We start from the raw sequence: 18,665 nt of genomic DNA, 5'->3' as shown, positions 1-18,665 counted from the left end.
CTGAATATTTCAGGCAGGGTTGATTGAGAAACCCGATTGATACAACTTTAAGGTTGGTCTTGTGGTCTTACAGGCCTACTGTTAAGTACAGGAGGTGACTTATGAACCCAGCATCAGATCGCATCGAAAGGAAGATCCTGCTTAAAGTGCCGCGTTCGCAAGTCTGGCGCGTGCTGGCCAACGCCGAAGCGTTCGGGCAGTGGTTTGGCGTGGCACTGGAAGGCAAGCGTTTTGTCGCCGGCGAATGGACTCAGGGACAGATTACCTACCCCGGTTATGAGCATTTGCTGTGGAATGTCCTGGTGGAGCGAGTCGAGCCGGAACGCGTGTTTTCGTTTCGCTGGCACCCGTATGCCGTGAAGCCCGAAGTCGACTACTCCCAGGAGCCCACCACCCTGGTGCTCTTCGAGCTTGAAGACATGGATAACGGCACCTTGCTCAAGGTCACCGAGTCCGGCTTCGATCACATTCCCCAGTCGCGGCGGCTCAAGGCGTTCCGTATGGACAGCCGTGGTTGGGATGAGCAGATGAACAACATCGAAGAATTTCTGAAGATCAACACCAAGGCTCGCGAGCATCAGCCAGAGTAATGGCCCGCGGGCCCCTGAATTCAAGGCTTTCAGGCTCGACGCCTGAGGCGTCTAAGGGTTTACGGAAGGGGCGGTATGGCGAATGTCTTACACGCAGTGGCAACGATGTCGCCTGTTGCAGATTGGATCCGATGCGTAATCTAGCCTCATCAACCGGAACACAGGAAGTGCTTCGGGATCAAGGATGATCGGCCATCAGCAAGGAACGCTATCGACAGGGAGTCGACATGGTCTTGGGAAAAACCCGCTTCGGCGGGTTTTTTTTCGCCTGCTGAAAAGATGACCATGTCTTTGTGCGAGCGAGCCTGTGTGGCGAGGGAGCGTGCTCCCGCTCGCCTGCGAAGCAGTCGCAAAGCTTTTGGGCTCGCTTCGCGACCCAGCGGGAGCAAGCTCCCTCGCCACACAGTCCCCCGCGCCACACTGTGCGGACTCGGGTCCTGAATGGTCAATGGCTTACACCAGAGCGCGGGTATGTCGTCTGTTTACGCTTCAACAATGTCGTTAATCTGGATCCATCAACTGAGTCGCAGGATGCACTCAGGATCACGGATGATCGACCATAAGCCTGGATGGCTGCTGACAGGATGTCGAAATGGTCTTGAGAAACCCGCTTAGGCGGGTTTTTTTGTGGGCGATGGAAAGTCCTCGGTGGAGCCGGACGCTGGCTGCACCGAGGAATGGATCAGCGTACTGACACCTGATCGAGCTTCGCCGCAACACGCTCGGTGATTTCCGAGCGCAATTTCAACGACCCGGCAGCCCGTTTCCGCGCCTCCTCCAGCACGCTGACCGGAGCGGTCTCAGGACAGCCCGAAGCAAATGGCGGCGCCGGAGCATATTCCAGCTGCAACTGCACCAGCTGCGCCGTGTCCTTATCGAATAATTCAGCGGCCAATGTCAGCGCGAAATCGATGCCCGCGGTGATCCCGCCACCGGTCAACAGATTGCCATCGCGCACCACCCGATCCTTCACCGGAATCGCACCCAATGGCGCGAGCAATTGGTGATACGCCCAATGAGTGGTCGCGTGTTTACCCTTGAGCAGGCCCGCAGCACCCAGCACCAACGCTCCCGTGCACACCGAAGTGACATACCGGGCATGGGCCGCCTGAGCCTTGATGAATGCCAATGTTTTTTCATCTTCCATCAACGGCCCGACACCGCTGCCGCCGGGAATGCAGATCACATCCAGTGCCGGGCAATCGTCGAAGGTGACGGTGGGTTTCAGCACCAGGCCGGTGCTGGCGGTGACTGGCATCAAGTCCTTCCAGATCAAATGCACCTTCACGTCCGGCAACGAGGCCAGCACGTCATAAGGGCCGGTCAGGTCCAGTTGCTGAACCTGCGGGAACAACAGAAAACCGATCTGCAGCGTCATGGTGTTTTTCTCGTGAAGTGGGTGGACGGCTTCACTCTAGGCTCGTAGGATTTGGCGCATACGCCAATTACCCCACGAATTACGCCAAACATGCCCAAGACCATTCATGTGCTCGCGTTCGCCAATGTGCAACTGCTCGACGTTACCGGGCCACTGCAGGTGTTCGCCTCTGCCAACGATATTGCCCGCCAGAAAGGTTTGCCGCCGCCTTATGCACCGACAGTAATTGCCAGCGGCGGCGGGGCGGTGATGTCGTCGGCGGGGCTGGCGTTGTTGGCCGACCCGTTGCCCGCACAAGGCAGCGATACCTTGATCATTGCCGGCGGCTGGGGCGTATACGCGGCAGCGGAGGATGCGGCACTGGTGGCCTGGGTGCATGAGCATGCGGCGAGATGCCGTCGGGTGGCATCGGTGTGCACCGGGGCGTTTTTACTGGCGGCCAGTGGCTGGCTCGATGGCCGTCGGGTGGTCACGCACTGGACCCGTTGCGATCAGCTGGCGCAGAGGCATCCACGGCTGCGGGTCGAGCCCAATCCGATTTTCATCAATGACGGCCCGGTGTGGACTTCGGCCGGGGTCACGGCTGGCATCGACCTCGCACTGGCCATGGTCGAAGAAGACCTGGGTCGTAACATGGCGCTGGAAGTGGCGCAGCAGTTGGTGGTTTTCCTTAAACGTCCGGGCGGTCAGTCGCAGTTCAGCGTGACCCTGTCATTGCAAAAAGAAGGCAGCCGATTCGACGACCTTCACGCCTGGATCAGCGAACACCTCACCATGGATCTGGGCATCCCCACCCTGGCGCTACAGGCCGGCATGAGCGAACGCAGCTTCGTCCGCCACTACCGCGCCGACACCGGCCAGACGCCTGCGCGGGCCATCGAACTGATTCGGGTCGAGACGGCGCGGCGGTTACTCAGTGATACCGGTGTGCCGATAAAACGGGTCGCCGTGCAGTGCGGGTTTGGTAGCGAAGAGACGCTGCGCCGCAGTTTTCTGCGCGCCATGGGCGTGACGCCGCAAGCCTATCGCGAGCGGTTTTCGGTGAGTTCTGAAGTAGATTCGGTGACGCTCTGATCGTTGCGCCTGGCGTTTTCGCGCCAATCTTTGCGACTGCTGCGCAGTCGAACGGGAGCAAGCTCCCTCGCCACACAGTGGAGGCTCAAGTTTCGGCTTCCGCCACCTGATTGATATATTTCGCCCGATCCGGCGTAAACGTCACCACCATCCCGGTCCGCGAGCACGTCAATGCTCGTTCTTCATCCAGGTCAACCTCCAGATCTTCCCCGCGCAAACCCTGCCATTGAGCAAGGTATTTGAGGGAGCCGTACTTTTCGAGTTTCTTCAGACTGCGGCTGACACCACCTTTCCAGCCCAGCACCGGCAGTTCGCCGGCGCGGCATTGTTGGGCGAGTTCGGGGAAGCGGGCGGCGCGTTGGCGGCCGATTTCCCAGCATTTGATCAGGCCTTTGTCCGGGCCTTCCCACAGTTCGTCGCGGTTCAGGCCGGATCGGAGTGGGGTGTCGATGCTGCGGTGGATACGCTGGGTCATTCGGGTTCCTTGAATTCGGGTTTTGTTGGACAGCTCCGCTGTGCCCGTTGACGGTCGATGGTAGGTGGGGATGTAGCGGCTGGCAACAAGGTATTTCGGGAGGTTGGCAGCGGGTCTTGTTTATGAAGCGTAGGACTTTGCCCTTTACGAAACCTGTGGCGAGGGAGCTTGCTCCCGTGGGGCGACGAAGTTGTCGTAAACCCTGTGGTTACGTTTCACCTGATGTACCGAGTGGGATGGTTTTGGGGCTGCTTCGCCGCCCAACGGGAGCAAGCTCCCTCGCCACAGATGATGGGTGGGATCAGCAAAGCGTCTCGGTCTCACGGTTGCCAGTAGTTTTTTTCCCCACTCAGTTTCCGGTCCAGAAAACTCGCCGCGCTGATCAGCGCCAGGTGCGTCAGCGCTTGTGGTGTATTGCCCAGATGCCGCGCATGGCTGTCGAACTCTTCGGCGTACAACCCCAGCGGATTGGCGTACCGCAGCAATTGTTCAAACTCCAGGTGCGCCTTTTCCACCTGGCCGGCCCGGGCCAGGCATTCGACATACCAGAACGAACACGCAGCGAAGGCGCCTTCGGTGCCGGTGAGGCCGTCGATCTGACTGTCTTCGTTGCGGTAGCGATAGACCATGCCGTCGCGTACCAGGGTTTTCTGGATGGCTTCGAGGGTCGATAACCAACGCGGATCTTTCGCGCTGACAAAGCGCACCAGCGGCATCAGCAACATCGAACCATCCAACGCGGTGCCGCCGATGTGCTGGACGAAATGCCCGCGCTCTTCGTTCCAGAAATTTTCCCAGATGTCGACGTAGATCGCCTGACGGGTCTGGTCCCAGCGGGCAAACGGGGCGGGCAGGGAGCGTTTCGAGGCGAGGCGGATCGCCCGGTCCAGCGCGACCCAGCACATCAATCGAGAGTGCAGGAAATGATGCTGCTCGCCGCGCATTTCCCAGATGCCGACGTCTTTTTGCTGCCAGGTTTCGCAGACCTGATCGACCACGTCCACCGCGTGTTTCCAGCCTTCATGGGAGATGGCGTCGCCGTACTTGTTGACCAGGTACACCGCATCCATCAGCTCGCCGAAGATGTCGAGCTGGATCTGGTCGTAAGCCTGATTGCCGATGCGAACCGGCGTGGCCCCGCCATGGCCGCTGAGGTGCGAGAGTTCGGTTTCCGGCAGTTCCTGACGGCCATCGATGGCGTAGAGAATGTTGAGTTTCATCGGTTTTCCGTGGCAGTCGCTGACCCGCCCGCGCAGCCAGCGCATGTAATCGTTGGCCTCCTGGACAAACCCCAGGCGCATGAAGGCATAGACCGTGAACGAGGCGTCGCGGATCCAGGTGTAACGGTAATCCCAGTTGCGTTCACCGCCCGGCGTTTCCGGCAGGCCGAACGTGGCGGCGGCGAGGATTGCGCCGTGTTTGCGTGAGGTCAAAAGCTTCAGCGCGAGGGCTGAGCGGTTGACCATTTCCCGCCAGCGACCGCGGTAGTTGGACTGGCCGGCCCAGTCGCGCCAGAACTTCAGTGTGCGCTCCATGCACAAGTCTGCGGCCCCGTCCTTGAAGCGGGGATCGTCGACGCCGCCCAGCAGGAATTGCGCACCCTGGCCCTGTTCCAGCGTGAATTCGGCCACCGCCGTGTTGCCGTCGATACGCAACACCTGATCCGAAGACAGGCGCATGGACGGTTGATCGGCTGCCTCGAATACCACGTCCTTTTCGTCCAGGTGCGCGCGGGTTTTGGCGCGAGCATAGTCATGCCTCACGGCGCAGCGCATGTAAAACGTCGCCTGGCCGCTGACCACCCGAACCCGGCGCATCAGCACCGGCAGATCATCTTCGCTATCGCCGATGGGCAGCAGGTCAGTGACTTCGACCACCGCGCTGTCGCTGAGCCAGCGGGTTTGCAGCACGTTGGTGTCGGGCAGGTAGATCTGCTCGCGGCGGGCATCGGCCAGGTAAGGTGCCAGTTGGAAAATGCCGGCCTCGGGCGTGTCCAGCAACGAGCAGAAGATCGACGGGCTGTCGAATTCCGGCCAGCAGAAAAAATCCACGCTGCCCTTTTCGTTGACCAATGCCGCGCTGCGCATGTCGCCAATGATGCCGTGGGCGTCGATAGCGCTTTGTCGTTCGGGATGATGATCAGCCATTGCTGCGAAACTCCGGATCAAGGCTCATGCCTCCGGAAGGTTAGCGCCTTGAGATGTGGGCTTAATCAGCAGACTGGTCTGGGTGGTGGAGAGTTCAGCAGCAAGATCAAAAGATCGCAGCCTTCGGCAGCTCCTGCATTGGAATGCGATCTCCTGTCGAAGCTGCCGAAGGCTGCGATCTTTTGATCTTCAAGGCCTTCACATTCAACCAACAATTCCCCGCTTTCCCCTCGCTCAGCCTTATGGCAACTTGCAGGCCCTTATCGAGAGCCGAACCATGGCCAACCCCTACCGCGAACTGTTCAAAGCTCCAGGCAGCCGGGCTTTCGTGCTGGCCGGGATGATCGCGCGCATGCCGATTTCCATGACCGGTATCGGCCTGATCACCATGCTCTCCCAGTTGCAAGGTGGTTACGGGCTGGCCGGTGCGGTGGCGGCGACGTTTGCCCTCGCGACGGCGTTTTGCGCGCCACAGGTTTCGCGTCTGGTGGACCGTTTCGGGCAACGCCGGATCTTGCCGGTGTCAGCGCTGATCGGTGGCGGGGCATTGCTGCTGGTGTTGCTGTGCACGCGTTTGCAGGCGCCGAACTGGACGTTGTTTTTGTTCGCCGCGCTGGCCGGTTGCATGCCGAGCATGTCGGCGATGGTGCGGGCGCGCTGGACCGAGGTCTATCGCGGCCAGCCACAATTGCAGACCGCGTACGCCCTGGAATCGGTGCTCGACGAAGTCTGCTTCATTGTCGGACCGCCACTGTCAGTGGGCCTGTGCGTGGTGGCGTTCCCCGAAGCGGGGCCGTTGGCGGCGTTGCTGATGCTGGCGATTGGCGTCACGGCGTTTGTCCTGCAACGGGACACGGAGCCGGCGATTCATCCCCATGAAGAACACCATCAGGGCTCGATCATTCGTTCCGCCGAGATTCAATTGCTGATGCTGTTGATGGTTGCCATGGGCACCATTGTCGGCGTGGTCGATGTGGTCAGCGTGGCGTTCGCCCAGCAACAGGGCCAACCGGCGGCGGCGAGCATTGTGTTGTCGGTGTATGCCATCGGCTCGTGCCTGGCCGGGCTGGCGTTCGGGGCGTTGCGCTCGAAAGTGCCGTTGCCGCGATTGTTTCTGTATGGCGGGGTGGCGACGGCGGTGACTACGTTGCCGTTGTTGCTGGCGAGCAATATTCTCGGGTTGTCGCTGGCGGTATTCGTTTCCGGGCTGTTTTTTGCCCCGACGCTGATTGTGGCGATGGCCTTGGTGGAGCGCATCGTGCCGCCGGCCAAACTCACCGAAGGGCTGACCTGGCTGGTCACCGGGTTGAGCATTGGCGTGGCGATTGGCGCGGCCAGTTCAGGGTGGCTGGTGGATGCGTTCGGTGCGCGCAGCGGGTTCTGGGTGGCAATCGTGGCGGGGGCTGTCGTCCTCGGTTCCGCAATCCAAAGTTTCCGTCACCTCAAGTAATTCATTCACCCATTCTGTGGCGAGGGAGCTTGCTCCCGCTCGGCGGCGAAGCCGTCGTAAATCCCTCAGCCAAGTGTTACCTGACATACAGAGGCGGCTGGTTCTGGGGCCGCTTCGCAGCCCAGCGGGAGCAAGCTCCCTCGCCACAATTCAGTATCCACCTAATTCCCCGCGGCGCTCATCCGTTCTCTTTACAGACAACTTTTCGAGGTAAGCCCGGTGACCCAGCTGACATTGCTGTGCCTGCCCTATTCAGGCGCGAGCGCCATGGTCTACAGCCGCTGGCGGCGCAAACTGCCGGAGTGGCTCAAGCTGCAACCGGTGGAACTGCCGGGGCGCGGCGCGCGGTTCGGCGAGCCCTTGCACACCGACATGCGGCACCTGGCGCTGCAACTCGCCCAGGAACAGAAAGCCACGCTCAAGGCGCCGTACGCCCTGTTCGGCCACAGTCTCGGCGCTTTGCTGGCCTGCGAAATGGCCCACGCCTTTCGCTCGCTGGGTTGCCCTGAGCCGGTGGCGCTGTTCGCTTCAGGCACCGCCGCGCCGACGATGCGGGCCGACTACGACCAGGGTTTTGCCGATCCGAAAACCGATGCCGAGCTGATCGAGCAACTGCGCACCCTCAATGGCACCAGTGAAGAAGTGTTGGCCAATGAAGAGCTGATGAGCCTGACGCTGCCGATCCTGCGTGCAGACTTCCTGCTGTGCGGACGCTTCGAGCCGATCCAGCGTCCGTTGCTGAAATGCCCGGTGCACGTGCTTGGCGGCAAGGCTGATCGCGCGACCACCGAACAGCTGATCGGCTGGAGCAGGGAAACCCACGGCAGCTTCTCCGTGGACATGCTGGCCGGTGGTCACTTCTTCATCCATGAGCACGAAGCCAAGGTGTTGCGGGTGATCAAGGACCAGCTCGATGTTCACCATCGCCGGCACGCCATGGCTGCCACTGCCTGACACGGCCAGATTTGGGAGCGGGCTTGCTCGCGAAAGCGGTTCATCATTCAACATTGATGTTGGCTGACCCGACGCTTTCGCGAGCAAACCCGCTCCTACATTTGATTTGCCGCAACCTGACATCCCGCGATCCGCCTCCGCTGATACTTGTTCTCATTCGCTAATTTTTCCGGTCTGCATTCGTTTTATAGGGACGACGTGCCTTTGTGCTTCCCGCCACTGATCCGGATGCTTAGAAATGAATGCTGAAGACTCCTTGAAACTTGCTCGCCGGTTTATCGGGTTGCCCCTGGAAAAGCGCCAGATGTTCCTTGCGGCCTTGCAAAAGGAAGGCATTGATTTCGCCCGGTTCCCGATTCCTGCCGGCGTCGAGGCCGAGGATCGCCAGGCGTTGTCGTACGCCCAGCAACGCATGTGGTTTCTCTGGCAACTGGACGCGCAAAGTGGCGCCTACAACCTGCCGGGCGCGGTGCGTCTGACCGGGCGGTTGAACCTGCCTGCGCTGGAACAGGCCTTTGCCAGTCTTGTGGAGCGTCACGAAACCCTGCGCACGGTGTTCCAGCGTCAGGCCGACGACTCCTTGCTGCAAGTGCCGGCCAGCGCGCCGCTGGTCATCAAGCAGGTGGATTTCAGCGCATTGCCGGCCACTGAGCGCGAACGTGCCGTCGCCCAGGCGGCGGAGCAGCAATCGGTGTTGCCCTTCGATCTTTCGGTCGGTCCGTTGCTGCGCGTGACCTTGCTCAAACTCGCCGAACAGGAACATGTCCTGCTGCTGACCCTGCACCACATCGTTTCTGATGGTTGGTCGATGAACGTGCTGATTGATGAGTTCATCCGCTGCTACGACGCCTTCGAGGCCGGTGCACAACCGCAACTCGCGCCGTTGCCGATCCAGTACAGCGACTACGCCTTGTGGCAACGCCGCTGGCTGGAGGCGGGTGAACAGGCGCGTCAACTGGATTACTGGCAGGCGCAACTCGGCGACGAACACCCGGTGCTGGAACTGCCCACCGATCACTCGCGCCCGGCGATGCCGAGCTATCGCGGCACTCGTTACGAGTTCGCTGTCGACCCGCAACTGGCCGAGCAACTGCGCGCCACCGCGCAGAAACACAACATCACCCTGTTCATGCTGTTGCTCGGTGCGTTCAACGTGCTGCTGCATCGCTACACCGGGCAAACCGATCTCCGTGTCGGCGTGCCGATTGCCAACCGCAACCGAGCGGAAATCGAAGGCCTGATCGGCTTCTTCGTCAACACTCAGGTGCTGCGCACACAGCTTGACGGCCAGACCCGCGTCGACGATTTGTTGCGCGCCATCAAGGAGACCGCCCTCGGCGCCCAGGCCCATCAGGACCTGCCGTTCGAGCGTCTGGTCGAAGCGCTGAAACTGGAACGCAGCCTCAGCCACACGCCGCTGTTCCAGGTGATGTACAACCACCAGCCGCAAGTCGCGGACATGTCCAGCATCAGCACCGCCTCCGGTCTGGTGTTGGGCGCAATCGAGTGGGAAGGGCGCACCACGCAGTTCGACCTGACCCTCGACACCTATGAAAAGAGCGGCAAGCTGCACGCCGCACTGACCTACGCCAGCGACTTGTTCGACGCACCGACCATCGCGCGCATGGCGCAGCACTGGACGCGCCTGTTGCAGGCGATGGTGGTCGATTCGAATCAGCGGGTCGGCGAGCTGCCGATGTTGGCGGCGGAGGAACAGCAGGTGCTGGTGCATGACTGGAACCGCACCGCCGAAACTTATCCCGTCGAGCAATGCGTTCATGAGTTGATCCACGCCCAGGCCTCGCGCACGCCCGAGGCGCCCGCGCTGGTGTTTGGCAATCGCCGGCTGACTTATGCACAGCTCAATGCGCGCACCAATCAATTGGCCCACTACCTGCGCGAGCAGGGTGTCGGTCCCGATGTGCTGGTGGGGATCGCCGTCGAGCGTTCGCTGGAAATGGTCATCGGCCTGTTGGCGATTCTCAAGGCCGGCGGCGCCTATGTGCCGCTCGATCCGGAATACCCGGCGGAGCGCCTGGCCTACATGATCGAAGACAGTGCGATTGGCGTGTTGCTGACCCAAAGCGCTCTGGTTGACACGCTGCCGACCGAGGGCATCAAGGTCATTGCACTGGATCAGGACGAGGCTTGGCTGGACGGTTACCGCGAAACCTGCCCGTCGGGGTCGGTGCATCCTTTGAACCTGGCCTACGTGATTTACACCTCCGGCTCAACCGGCAAGCCCAAGGGCGCCGGCAACAGCCATGCGGCGCTGGTCAATCGTTTGTGCTGGATGCAACAGGCGTACGGGCTGGACGGCAGCGACTCGGTGTTGCAGAAAACCCCGTTCAGTTTCGACGTGTCGGTCTGGGAGTTCTTCTGGCCGCTGATGACTGGCGCCCGTCTGGTGGTAGCGCCGCCGGGCGCGCACCGCGAACCGGCGCGGCTGATCCGCCTCATCGGCGAGTTCGGCATCAGCACCTTGCACTTTGTGCCGTCGATGCTTCAGGCGTTTATCCACGAGCCGGGCGTTGAAGCCTGTGCCAGCCTCAAACGCATCGCCTGCAGCGGTGAAGCCTTGCCACTGGACGCTCAACTTCAGGTGTTCGCCAAGTTGCCAGGCGCCGGGTTGTACAACCTGTACGGACCGACCGAAGCGGCCATCGACGTGACCCACTGGACCTGCGTTGATGAAGGCGCCGACAGCGTGCCGATCGGCCGGCCGATTGCCAACCTGCGCACCCATGTTCTGGACGCACAGTTGCTGCCGGTGCCGGCGGGTGTAGCGGGGGAGTTGTACCTGGGCGGCGCGGGTCTTGCGCGCAGTTATCACCGCCGGCCGGGCCTGACGGCCGAGCGTTTTGTGCCATGCCCGTTCCATGACGGTGCGCGTCTGTACCGAACCGGCGACCGCGTACGCCAGCGTGCCGATGGGGTGATCGAATACCTCGGCCGTCTCGACCATCAAGTGAAACTGCGCGGGCTGCGTATCGAGTTGGGGGAAATCGAAACCCGCCTGATGCAGCATCCGCTGGTGCGCGAAGCCGTCGTGCTGGTGCAGGGCGGCAAGCATCTGGTGGCGTACCTGGTGCTGGAAAACGCCGAGGCGCAGTGGCCGGAAACCCTCAAGGCCTGGCTGCTGAGCAGCTTGCCGGAATACATGGTGCCGACCTACCTGATGCCATTGGATGCCTTGCCAGTGACCGCCAACGGCAAACTGGACCGCAAGGCCTTGCCGCAACCGGATGCGGCGCCGCAACAAGTGTTCGTCGCGCCGCAAGACGCCATGCAAACGGCGCTGGCGCAGATCTGGCAGGACGTGTTGGGTCTGGAACGCGTGGGCCTCGAAGACAACTTCTTCGAGCTGGGCGGTGACTCGATCATCTCCATTCAGGTGGTCAGCCGCGCCCGTCAGGCCGGCATCCGTCTCAACCCACGCGACCTGTTTCAGTACCAGACCGTGCGCAGCCTGGCGCTGGTGGCGGCGTTCGACAATCGCAGTTCCATCGATCAAGGGCCGGTCAGCGGCGAGGTGCTGCTGACCCCGGCGCAACATTACTTTTTCGAGCAAGCCATCGCGCAGCCGCAACACTGGAACCAGTCCTTGCTGCTGACGCCGCGCGAGGCGCTGAACCCTCAAGCCCTTGAAGCCGCGCTGGTCGCGGTGATCAACCATCACGATGCCTTGCGCCTGCGTTTCACCCAGGGTGTCGATGGCTGGCAGCAGTGCCACGGATCGCCCGTCGAAACGGCGGGACTGTGGCAGCGGCAGGCGTCCTCGAGCGAGGCGTTGTCGGCGCTGTGCGACGAAGCGCAACGCAGCCTTGATCTGGCCGATGGGCCGTTGCTGCGCCCGTTGCTGGTCAGCCTCGAGGACGGCACGCAACGCTTGTTGCTGGCGATCCACCATTTGGCGGTGGACGGCGTGTCGTGGCGGGTGCTGCTCGAAGACCTCCAGCAGGCCTACGCCCAATTGGCCGCTGGCAGCGCCGCGACGTTGCCCGAGAAAACCAGCGCCTATCAACACTGGGCCGGACACCTGCAAGCGCATGCCAGCACCCTGGATCAGCAGCTGCCGTACTGGCAGGCACAACACGCCGATGCCCGCGACCTGCCCTGTGAAAACCCGCTGGGTAGCGTGCAACAACGCCACGGCCACAAGATCGAATCGAAGCTCGACGCCGGGTTGACGCGGCAGCTGCTGCAAACAGCCCCGGCGGTCTATCGCACCCAGGTCAATGACTTGCTGCTGACGGCGCTGGCGCGGGTGATTTGCCGTTGGACCGGGCATCACTCGACGCTGATCCAGCTCGAAGGTCATGGCCGTGAAGACCTGTTCGACGCCCTCGACCTGACGCGCACCGTAGGCTGGTTCACCAGTTTGTTCCCGGTACGCCTGCAACCTCACGCGGAAACGGCGAACGCGATCAAGACGATCAAGGAACAACTGCGCGCGATCCCCGATAAAGGTCTCGGCTACGGCTTGCTGCGCTACCTCGGCGAGCCGGCTCAGCGTCAGTCCTTGCAAGGATTGCCGGCACCACGGATCACCTTCAACTACCTCGGCCAGTTCGACCGTCAGTTCGATGAGGACGCGCTGTTTGAACCGGCGCTGGAAAGCGGCGGTCATGCCCAGGGTGACGACGCGCCGCTGGCCAACTGGCTGACCCTGGAAAGCCAGGTCTATGGCGGTCAACTCTCGTTGCAATGGGGCTTCAGTCGCGACATGTTTGCCGACAGCACCGTTCAGCAACTGACCGATGCCTACACCGAAGAACTCACCGCGCTGATCGAACATTGCTGTGCAACCCCGACGGGGCAGGTCACGCCATCGGACTTCCCGCTGGCACGGATCAACCAGGCGCAGCTGGACGCGTTGCCTGTCGCGGCCCCGGCCATCGAGGACATGTATCCGCTAACACCGATGCAGCAGGGCATGCTGTTCCACACCGTGTATGAGCCACAGGCCGAGGCCTATATCAATCAACTGCGCCTCGATATTCAGGGGCTGGACCTGGCGGCGTTCGGTCGGGCATGGCAAGCGGCGATCAACCGCCACGACATTTTGCGCAGCAGCTTCCATTGGTTGGGTCTGGAGTCTGCGCATCAGGTGATTCATCGCCAGATCGACCTGCAATTGCAGGTGATCGAGGCCGCCGATATCGACCTCGATGCGCTGGCCGCCGAACAGCGTAGCCGTGGTTTCGAACTCAGCGCCGCGCCGCTGCTGCGCCTGATGCTGGTGCGTCAGGGCGGCGACGCGTGGCACCTGATCTACACCAGTCATCACATCCTCATGGACGGCTGGAGCAACGCGCAGTTGCTCGGCGAAGTGATTCAGCATTACGCCGGGCAGGCACTGGCCAAACCCCTGGGGCAATACCGCGACTACCTGGGCTGGATTCAGCAACAGCCACTGGCGGCGGGCGAACAGTTCTGGAAGCAGGCGCTGGCTGCCCTCGAGACGCCGACGCTGCTGGCGCAAGCCTTGCCGACGCCGGTCGAGGGGCGCGGCATGGGCGAGCATCACCTGACGCTCGAAAGCGCCGCCATGCAGCGTCTGACCGAGTTTGCCCGGCAGCAGAAGATCACTCTCAACACCTTGTTGCAGGGCGCGTGGGGTCTGCTGTTGCAGCGCTACAGCGGTCAAGCGTGCGTGGCGTTCGGCGCGACGATTGCCGGGCGATCCGCGCCGTTGCCGGGCATCGAACAACAGTTGGGCCTGTTCATCAACACCTTGCCGATCATTGCTACGCCGTACTCGACGCAGCCGGTCAGCCAATGGCTCAGCGAGCTGCAAGCCCTGAACCTGAGCCTGCGTGAGTTCGAGCATGTGCCGCTCTACGACATCCAGGGCTGGGCCGGACAGCAGGGCAGCGCGCTGTTCGACAGTCTGCTGGTGTTTGAAAACTTCCCGGTGGCCGAAGCGCTGAAGCAAGGCGCGCCGGCGGGACTGACCTTCGGCGCATTGCGCAATCACGAAATCACCAGCTACCCGCTGACCCTCGGCATCGAAGTCGGCGCCAGCCTGCGCCTGGAATTCAGTTTCGATCAGGCCTTGTTCAGCGCCGTGCAGATCGAGCGGCTGGGCGCGAACCTGCTGCAGGTGCTGGAGCAATTCGTCGCACAGCCGCAACAGGTTCTGGGGGCCGTGAGCCTTCTGGATGCCAAGCAAAAAGCCCAGGTGTTGCTCGGCTCGCGTCCCGCCGCGCCGCTGCTGGACAGTCCATTGCTGGCGCATCAACGCTTCGAGCAACAAGCCGCACGCACCCCCGACGCATTGGCCGTGATCGTCGGTGAAGAGCGACTGACTTATGCACAGCTCAACGCTCAGGCCAACCAGCTTGCCCATCGCCTGCGCGAGCACGGTGTGGCGCCGGGGCAGCGGGTCGGCCTGTCGGTGCGGCGTAATGCGCAGATGATCGTCAGCCTCATGGCGATCCTCAAGTCCGGCGCCGGTTATGTACCGCTGGACCCGGACTACCCGGCCGAACGCCTGGCCTACATGATCGAAGACAGCGGGATGGACCTGCTGCTGGCGCAACCGGAACTGCTGGTGGATGTCGCATTGCCCGAAGGCCTGCCGCGTCTGGCGCTGACGGCGGCGTCGCTGGCCGGCTACTCCACGAGCAACCCGGTCAACCTCGCCTGCGCCGAAGACCTCGCGTACCTGATTTACACCTCCGGCTCCACCGGCCGGCCGAAAGGTGTGTGCCTGGCCCACGCCGCGTTGCGCGAATTCTGCGTGATTGCGGCGGACTATTCGCAACTCAGCGCCGATGACCGCGTGCTGCAATTCGCCACGTTCAGCTTCGACGGCTTTGTCGAACAGTGCTACCCGCCGTTGTGCGTGGGTGCGGCGCTGGTGTTGCGCGGTGATGAACTGTGGGATACCGACACCTTGTACCGGCAAATCATCGAACAGGGCGTGACCCTGGCGGACTTGCCTGCAGCCTATTGGTACTTGCTGGCCCAGGAATGGGCGGCGCAGCCTCAGCGCGACAAAGGTCGGCTGCGTCAGGTCCACGTCGGTGGCGAAGCCATGTCGCTGGAAGGCCTGAAGCTCTGGCATGCCGCCGGTCTTGGTGATGTGCGCCTGCTCAACACCTACGGGCCGACCGAGGCCTCCGTGGTCTCCAGCACGCACCTGTGCACCTTGGCCGACACGCAAAACCTGATCGGCGTGCCGATTGGCCGCGCGTTGCCCGGTCGGGCCTTGTACGTGCTGGACACCGAGGGCCATCTGCTGCCCACCGGTTGCGTGGGCGAGTTGTGCATCGGCGGTGACGCCGGCATTGCCCAGCACTATCACCAGCGTCCGGGACTGAGTGCCGAGCGTTTCATCGCCGATCCGTTTTCCACCACGCCCGGCGCACGCTTGTACCGCAGCGGCGATCTGGCGCGGTATCGCGAAGACGGCGCGCTGGAATACCTGGGGCGCATCGATCACCAAGTGAAAATTCGCGGTTTCCGCGTCGAGCTCGGTGAACTGGAAGCGCACCTGCAAGGCTTGCCGATGATCAGCGAAGCGGTGGTGCTGGTGCAGGAAGGCGTCGGTGGCAAGCAGTTGATCGGCTACGTCGTGCCAACGTTGTCGGACGCCGACTCGCGTCAGCTCACCGAAACCGTGCGCCAGGCTTTGGGCGAGCGTCTGCCGGACTACATGCTGCCGGCGCAACTGGTGGTGATGAGCGCACTGCCGCTCAACCGCAACGGCAAACTCGACCGCGCCGCGCTCCCTGCGCCTGAGGTCTGGGAAACGGTGGCCGGCACCGCACCGCAAGGCGAGCTGGAAATCGAGCTGGCGCAGATCTGGCAGCAGGTGTTGCACGTCACCCGTGTCGATCGCGAAAACAGCTTCTTCGAGCTGGGCGGGCATTCGTTGCTGGCCACGCAGATCGTCTCGCAGATTCGCCAGCGCCTGGGCCTGTCGGTGAGTTTGCGCAGCCTGTTCGAACACCCGCGCCTGCAGGATTTCGCCGCTCAGGTGCAAGGCCTGCGGCACGACGCCAATGTCTGCGAACGCCCGGCACTGGTGGCGGAGCCTTCCGGCGAACGCCAGCCGTTGTCCTTTGCCCAGCAGCGGTTGTGGTTCCTCTGGAACCTTGAGCCCGACAGTTCGATGTACAACATGCCCGGCGCCTTGCGGTTGCGCGGCGAGTTGAACCTGTCGGCGTTGCAGCAAACCTTTGAAACCCTGGTGCAACGCCACGCCGTGTTACGCACCACGTTCCATGAGGAAGACGGTCACGCCTGGCAGCGGGTGCACACCGATCTGCCGTTGAGTTTCGTTGCCAGCGACCTGCGGCATTTGCCAGACCCGGACGCCGAAGCCGCGCAACTGGCCCGAGAAGAAGTCGCCCGGCCGTTCGATTTGCGCCATGGCCCGTTGCTGCGGGTGCGGGTGTTGCAGGTCGCGGATCAGGAGCATGTGTTGCTGCTTACGGTGCACCACATCGCGGCAGATGACTGGTCGTTCCGGATTCTGATCAATGAGTTCGTGACGCTGTATCCGACCCTCAACCGGGGCGGCGTCGCGCCGTTGCCGGAACAGGTCGTGCAATACGCCGACTTCTCCAGATGGCAGCGCCAGTGGCTGGAGCAGGGCGGCGAGCTGCAGCGTCAGCTCGATTACTGGCAGGCGCGCCTTGGCCAGCCGCAAGCCGTGCTGGAGTTGCCGGGCGACGGCGATCAGCGTCAGGCGCAGGAAGGTGCCAGCCACCATTTCACCTTGAACGCGACCTTGAGTCAGCAGTTGCGCGACTTCGCTCAACAGCGTGGATTGTCGCTGTTCATGGTGCTATTGGCCGGCTTCACCCTGGTGTTGCGTCAGCGCACCGAGGTCAGTCGCGTGCGCATCGGCACCGATATCGCCAACCGAAATCAAGTTGAGCTTGAACAAATGGTCGGCTTCTTCGTTAACCAATTAGTGCTGCAAGTGGAGGTGAACGCTGACGAGGCTGCCGGGCAACTGCTGCAAGCCTGTCGCCGCGCGGTTCTGGAGGCTTCGGACCATCAGGACCTGCCGTTCGAGCGACTGGTGGAAGCGTTGCGTTTGCCGCGTCGGGCCGGGCGGTCGCCGTTGTTCGACATCAAGTTGATCTACCAGGAAGGCGTCGGTCGATTGCCGTCCATGGACGGCCTGCTGGTCGAGGATTTCCCGTCGGGCCGGCAAGCCGCCGAGATCGGCATGGTCGCTGCGTTCTACAACGAGGCCGAACACATTCACCTGAGTTTCGAAACACCCGCCGGGCAGTACTTGCCGAGCACGCTGCAAAGCCTGTTCGAACAAATCGAGGCGGTACTGCAAGCGTTGTTGCGCGCCGACGAGCTGACGGTCAGCCAATTGCTGGACCTGGCCACCGATGTGCAGCGCCGCGCCGATGCGCGCCTGAACGAACAGCGCAAGGCGTTGCTGGGCGGGCGCATGGCGATCAAGCGCCGTCGCGGCACGCCGGCAACGCAAAGCACGGCGGACTGATTCATTGCGGCGGCGCCAATCGGGCGCCGCCGTCATCATTTTCTGGAGGGGTTTATGACTGTTTCAACCACCAAGTCCATTCCCAAAATCGGTCGCGGTGCACGCAAGAGCCTGTCCACCGACCCGACCCGGCTGGTGAGTTTTGCGCCGATGTTCGACGGTGCCAGCATGCCCCTGGTGTGCCGCCCGGCGGTGCCCGGCGTCAGCCTGGTGGAGTGGGCGACGGAGAATCGCGCGCTGATCGAAAGCAAGCTGCTGGCCCACGCGGTAATTCTTTTCCGTGGCTTCCAGGTGGCCGACATTGCCGAGTTCAACCGCTGCGTGGCGGCGATTTCCGACGGGGCCCTGGAGTACCTGTTTCGCGCTTCGCCACGGACCCAGATCACCGGCCAGTTCAAGATCTACAGCTCCACCGACTACCCGGCAGCAGAGAAAATCTTCCCGCACAACGAGCATTCCTATTCGCCGGTGTTCCCGCGTCACCTGTACTTCTACTGTGACACGCCCTCGACCACCGGCGGCGAAACCCCGTTCGGCGATACCCGCGAAATCCTCGCGCGAATCGACCCGGCCGTGCGCGAGGAGTTTCAGCGTAAACGCATCATGTACGTGCGCAACTACGGCGACGGCATGGGGCTGCCGTGGCAGACCGTGTTCCAGAGCGAGGACCGCGCAGAAGTCGAAGCCTACTGCGCCAGAATCGGCATTCAAACGGAGTGGAAGTCGGGCAATCGCCTGCGCACCCGGCAAAACGGCCCGGCGATCGTGCGCCATCCGCTGACCGGCGAACGCATCTGGTTCAACCACGGCACCTTCTTCAACGCGCTGACCCTGCCAGACAGCATCCGCGACAACCTGCTGCGTGAATTCGGCCCGTTGGACCTGCCGCAAAACACCTTCTTCGGTGACGGCACGGCCATTCCCGACGACGTCATCCGTCACCTGCAAGGCATCTATCGCGACGTGATGGTCGAGTTCGCCTGGGAGAAGGGCGACGTGGTCCTGCTGGACAACATCCTCAGCGTGCATGCGCGCAATGAATTCACTGGCTACAGAAAAATCCTCACGGCCATGGCCATCGCGCAGAAAAGCGCCGACCTGGATCAGGAATAAGGA

9 protein-coding genes are annotated in these 18,665 nt (G+C 62.3%); 6 read left to right on the top strand and 3 right to left on the bottom strand.

All coding sequences use genetic code 11. The features are described 5' to 3' along the window. The first annotated feature begins 101 nt into the window (after positions 1–101). Positions 102–590: an SRPBCC family protein gene (locus B723_RS27355; protein ID WP_017339910.1), complete on the top strand. Its 489-nt coding sequence runs from the start codon at positions 102–104 to the stop codon at positions 588–590. 682 nt (positions 591–1,272) lie between these two features. Here B723_RS27355 and inhA read toward each other — a convergent pair. After that, entirely contained in the window at positions 1,273–1,968 is a 696-nt protein-coding gene (inhA, locus tag B723_RS27350) for an isonitrile hydratase (RefSeq protein ID WP_017337584.1), read from the bottom strand. A gap of 90 nt (positions 1,969–2,058) precedes the next feature. Here inhA and B723_RS27345 point away from each other — a divergent pair, with 90 nt between their 5' ends. Next, positions 2,059–3,042 (top strand): GlxA family transcriptional regulator, encoded by a 984-nt coding sequence (locus tag B723_RS27345; RefSeq protein ID WP_017337585.1) that lies wholly within the window; start codon positions 2,059–2,061, stop codon positions 3,040–3,042. Between the two features lie 85 nt (positions 3,043–3,127). Here B723_RS27345 and B723_RS27340 read toward each other — a convergent pair whose 3' ends face one another. Next, the gene (locus B723_RS27340) at positions 3,128–3,517 is read right to left on the bottom strand and encodes a hypothetical protein (protein ID WP_017337586.1); all 390 of its coding nucleotides are present in this window, start codon (positions 3,515–3,517) and stop codon (positions 3,128–3,130) included. Positions 3,518–3,837: 320 nt separating this feature from the next. Beyond that, complete coding sequence (locus B723_RS27335) at positions 3,838–5,664, bottom strand: glycoside hydrolase family 15 protein (RefSeq protein WP_017337587.1); 1,827 nt, start codon at positions 5,662–5,664, stop codon at positions 3,838–3,840. A 277-nt stretch (positions 5,665–5,941) separates the two neighbouring features. Between B723_RS27335 and B723_RS27330 the strand changes: the two genes are divergently transcribed. From B723_RS27330 to B723_RS27315, 4 genes are all read left to right on the top strand, one after another. Next, positions 5,942–7,114 carry an MFS transporter gene (locus B723_RS27330; protein WP_017337588.1) on the top strand — a complete coding sequence of 391 codons (1,173 nt, stop codon included), beginning with the start codon at positions 5,942–5,944 and terminating at the stop codon, positions 7,112–7,114. Positions 7,115–7,333: 219 nt separating this feature from the next. Further along, positions 7,334–8,068 (top strand): thioesterase II family protein, encoded by a 735-nt coding sequence (locus B723_RS27325; protein WP_017337589.1) that lies wholly within the window; start codon positions 7,334–7,336, stop codon positions 8,066–8,068. Positions 8,069–8,306: 238 nt separating this feature from the next. Further along, a complete protein-coding gene (locus tag B723_RS27320; protein WP_017337590.1) occupies positions 8,307–17,549 on the top strand; it encodes a non-ribosomal peptide synthetase in 9,243 nt (3,080 codons plus the stop codon). A 54-nt stretch (positions 17,550–17,603) separates the two neighbouring features. After that, a complete protein-coding gene (locus B723_RS27315) occupies positions 17,604–18,662 on the top strand; it encodes a TauD/TfdA family dioxygenase (protein ID WP_017337591.1) in 1,059 nt (352 codons plus the stop codon). The last annotated feature ends 3 nt before the right edge of the window (positions 18,663–18,665 follow it).

Origin of the sequence: Pseudomonas fluorescens NCIMB 11764, assembly GCF_000293885.2 — a bacterium.
GTDB classification, from domain to species: Bacteria; Pseudomonadota; Gammaproteobacteria; order Pseudomonadales; family Pseudomonadaceae; genus Aquipseudomonas; species Aquipseudomonas fluorescens_B.
This window is presented reverse-complemented; position numbering and strand designations above follow the sequence as displayed.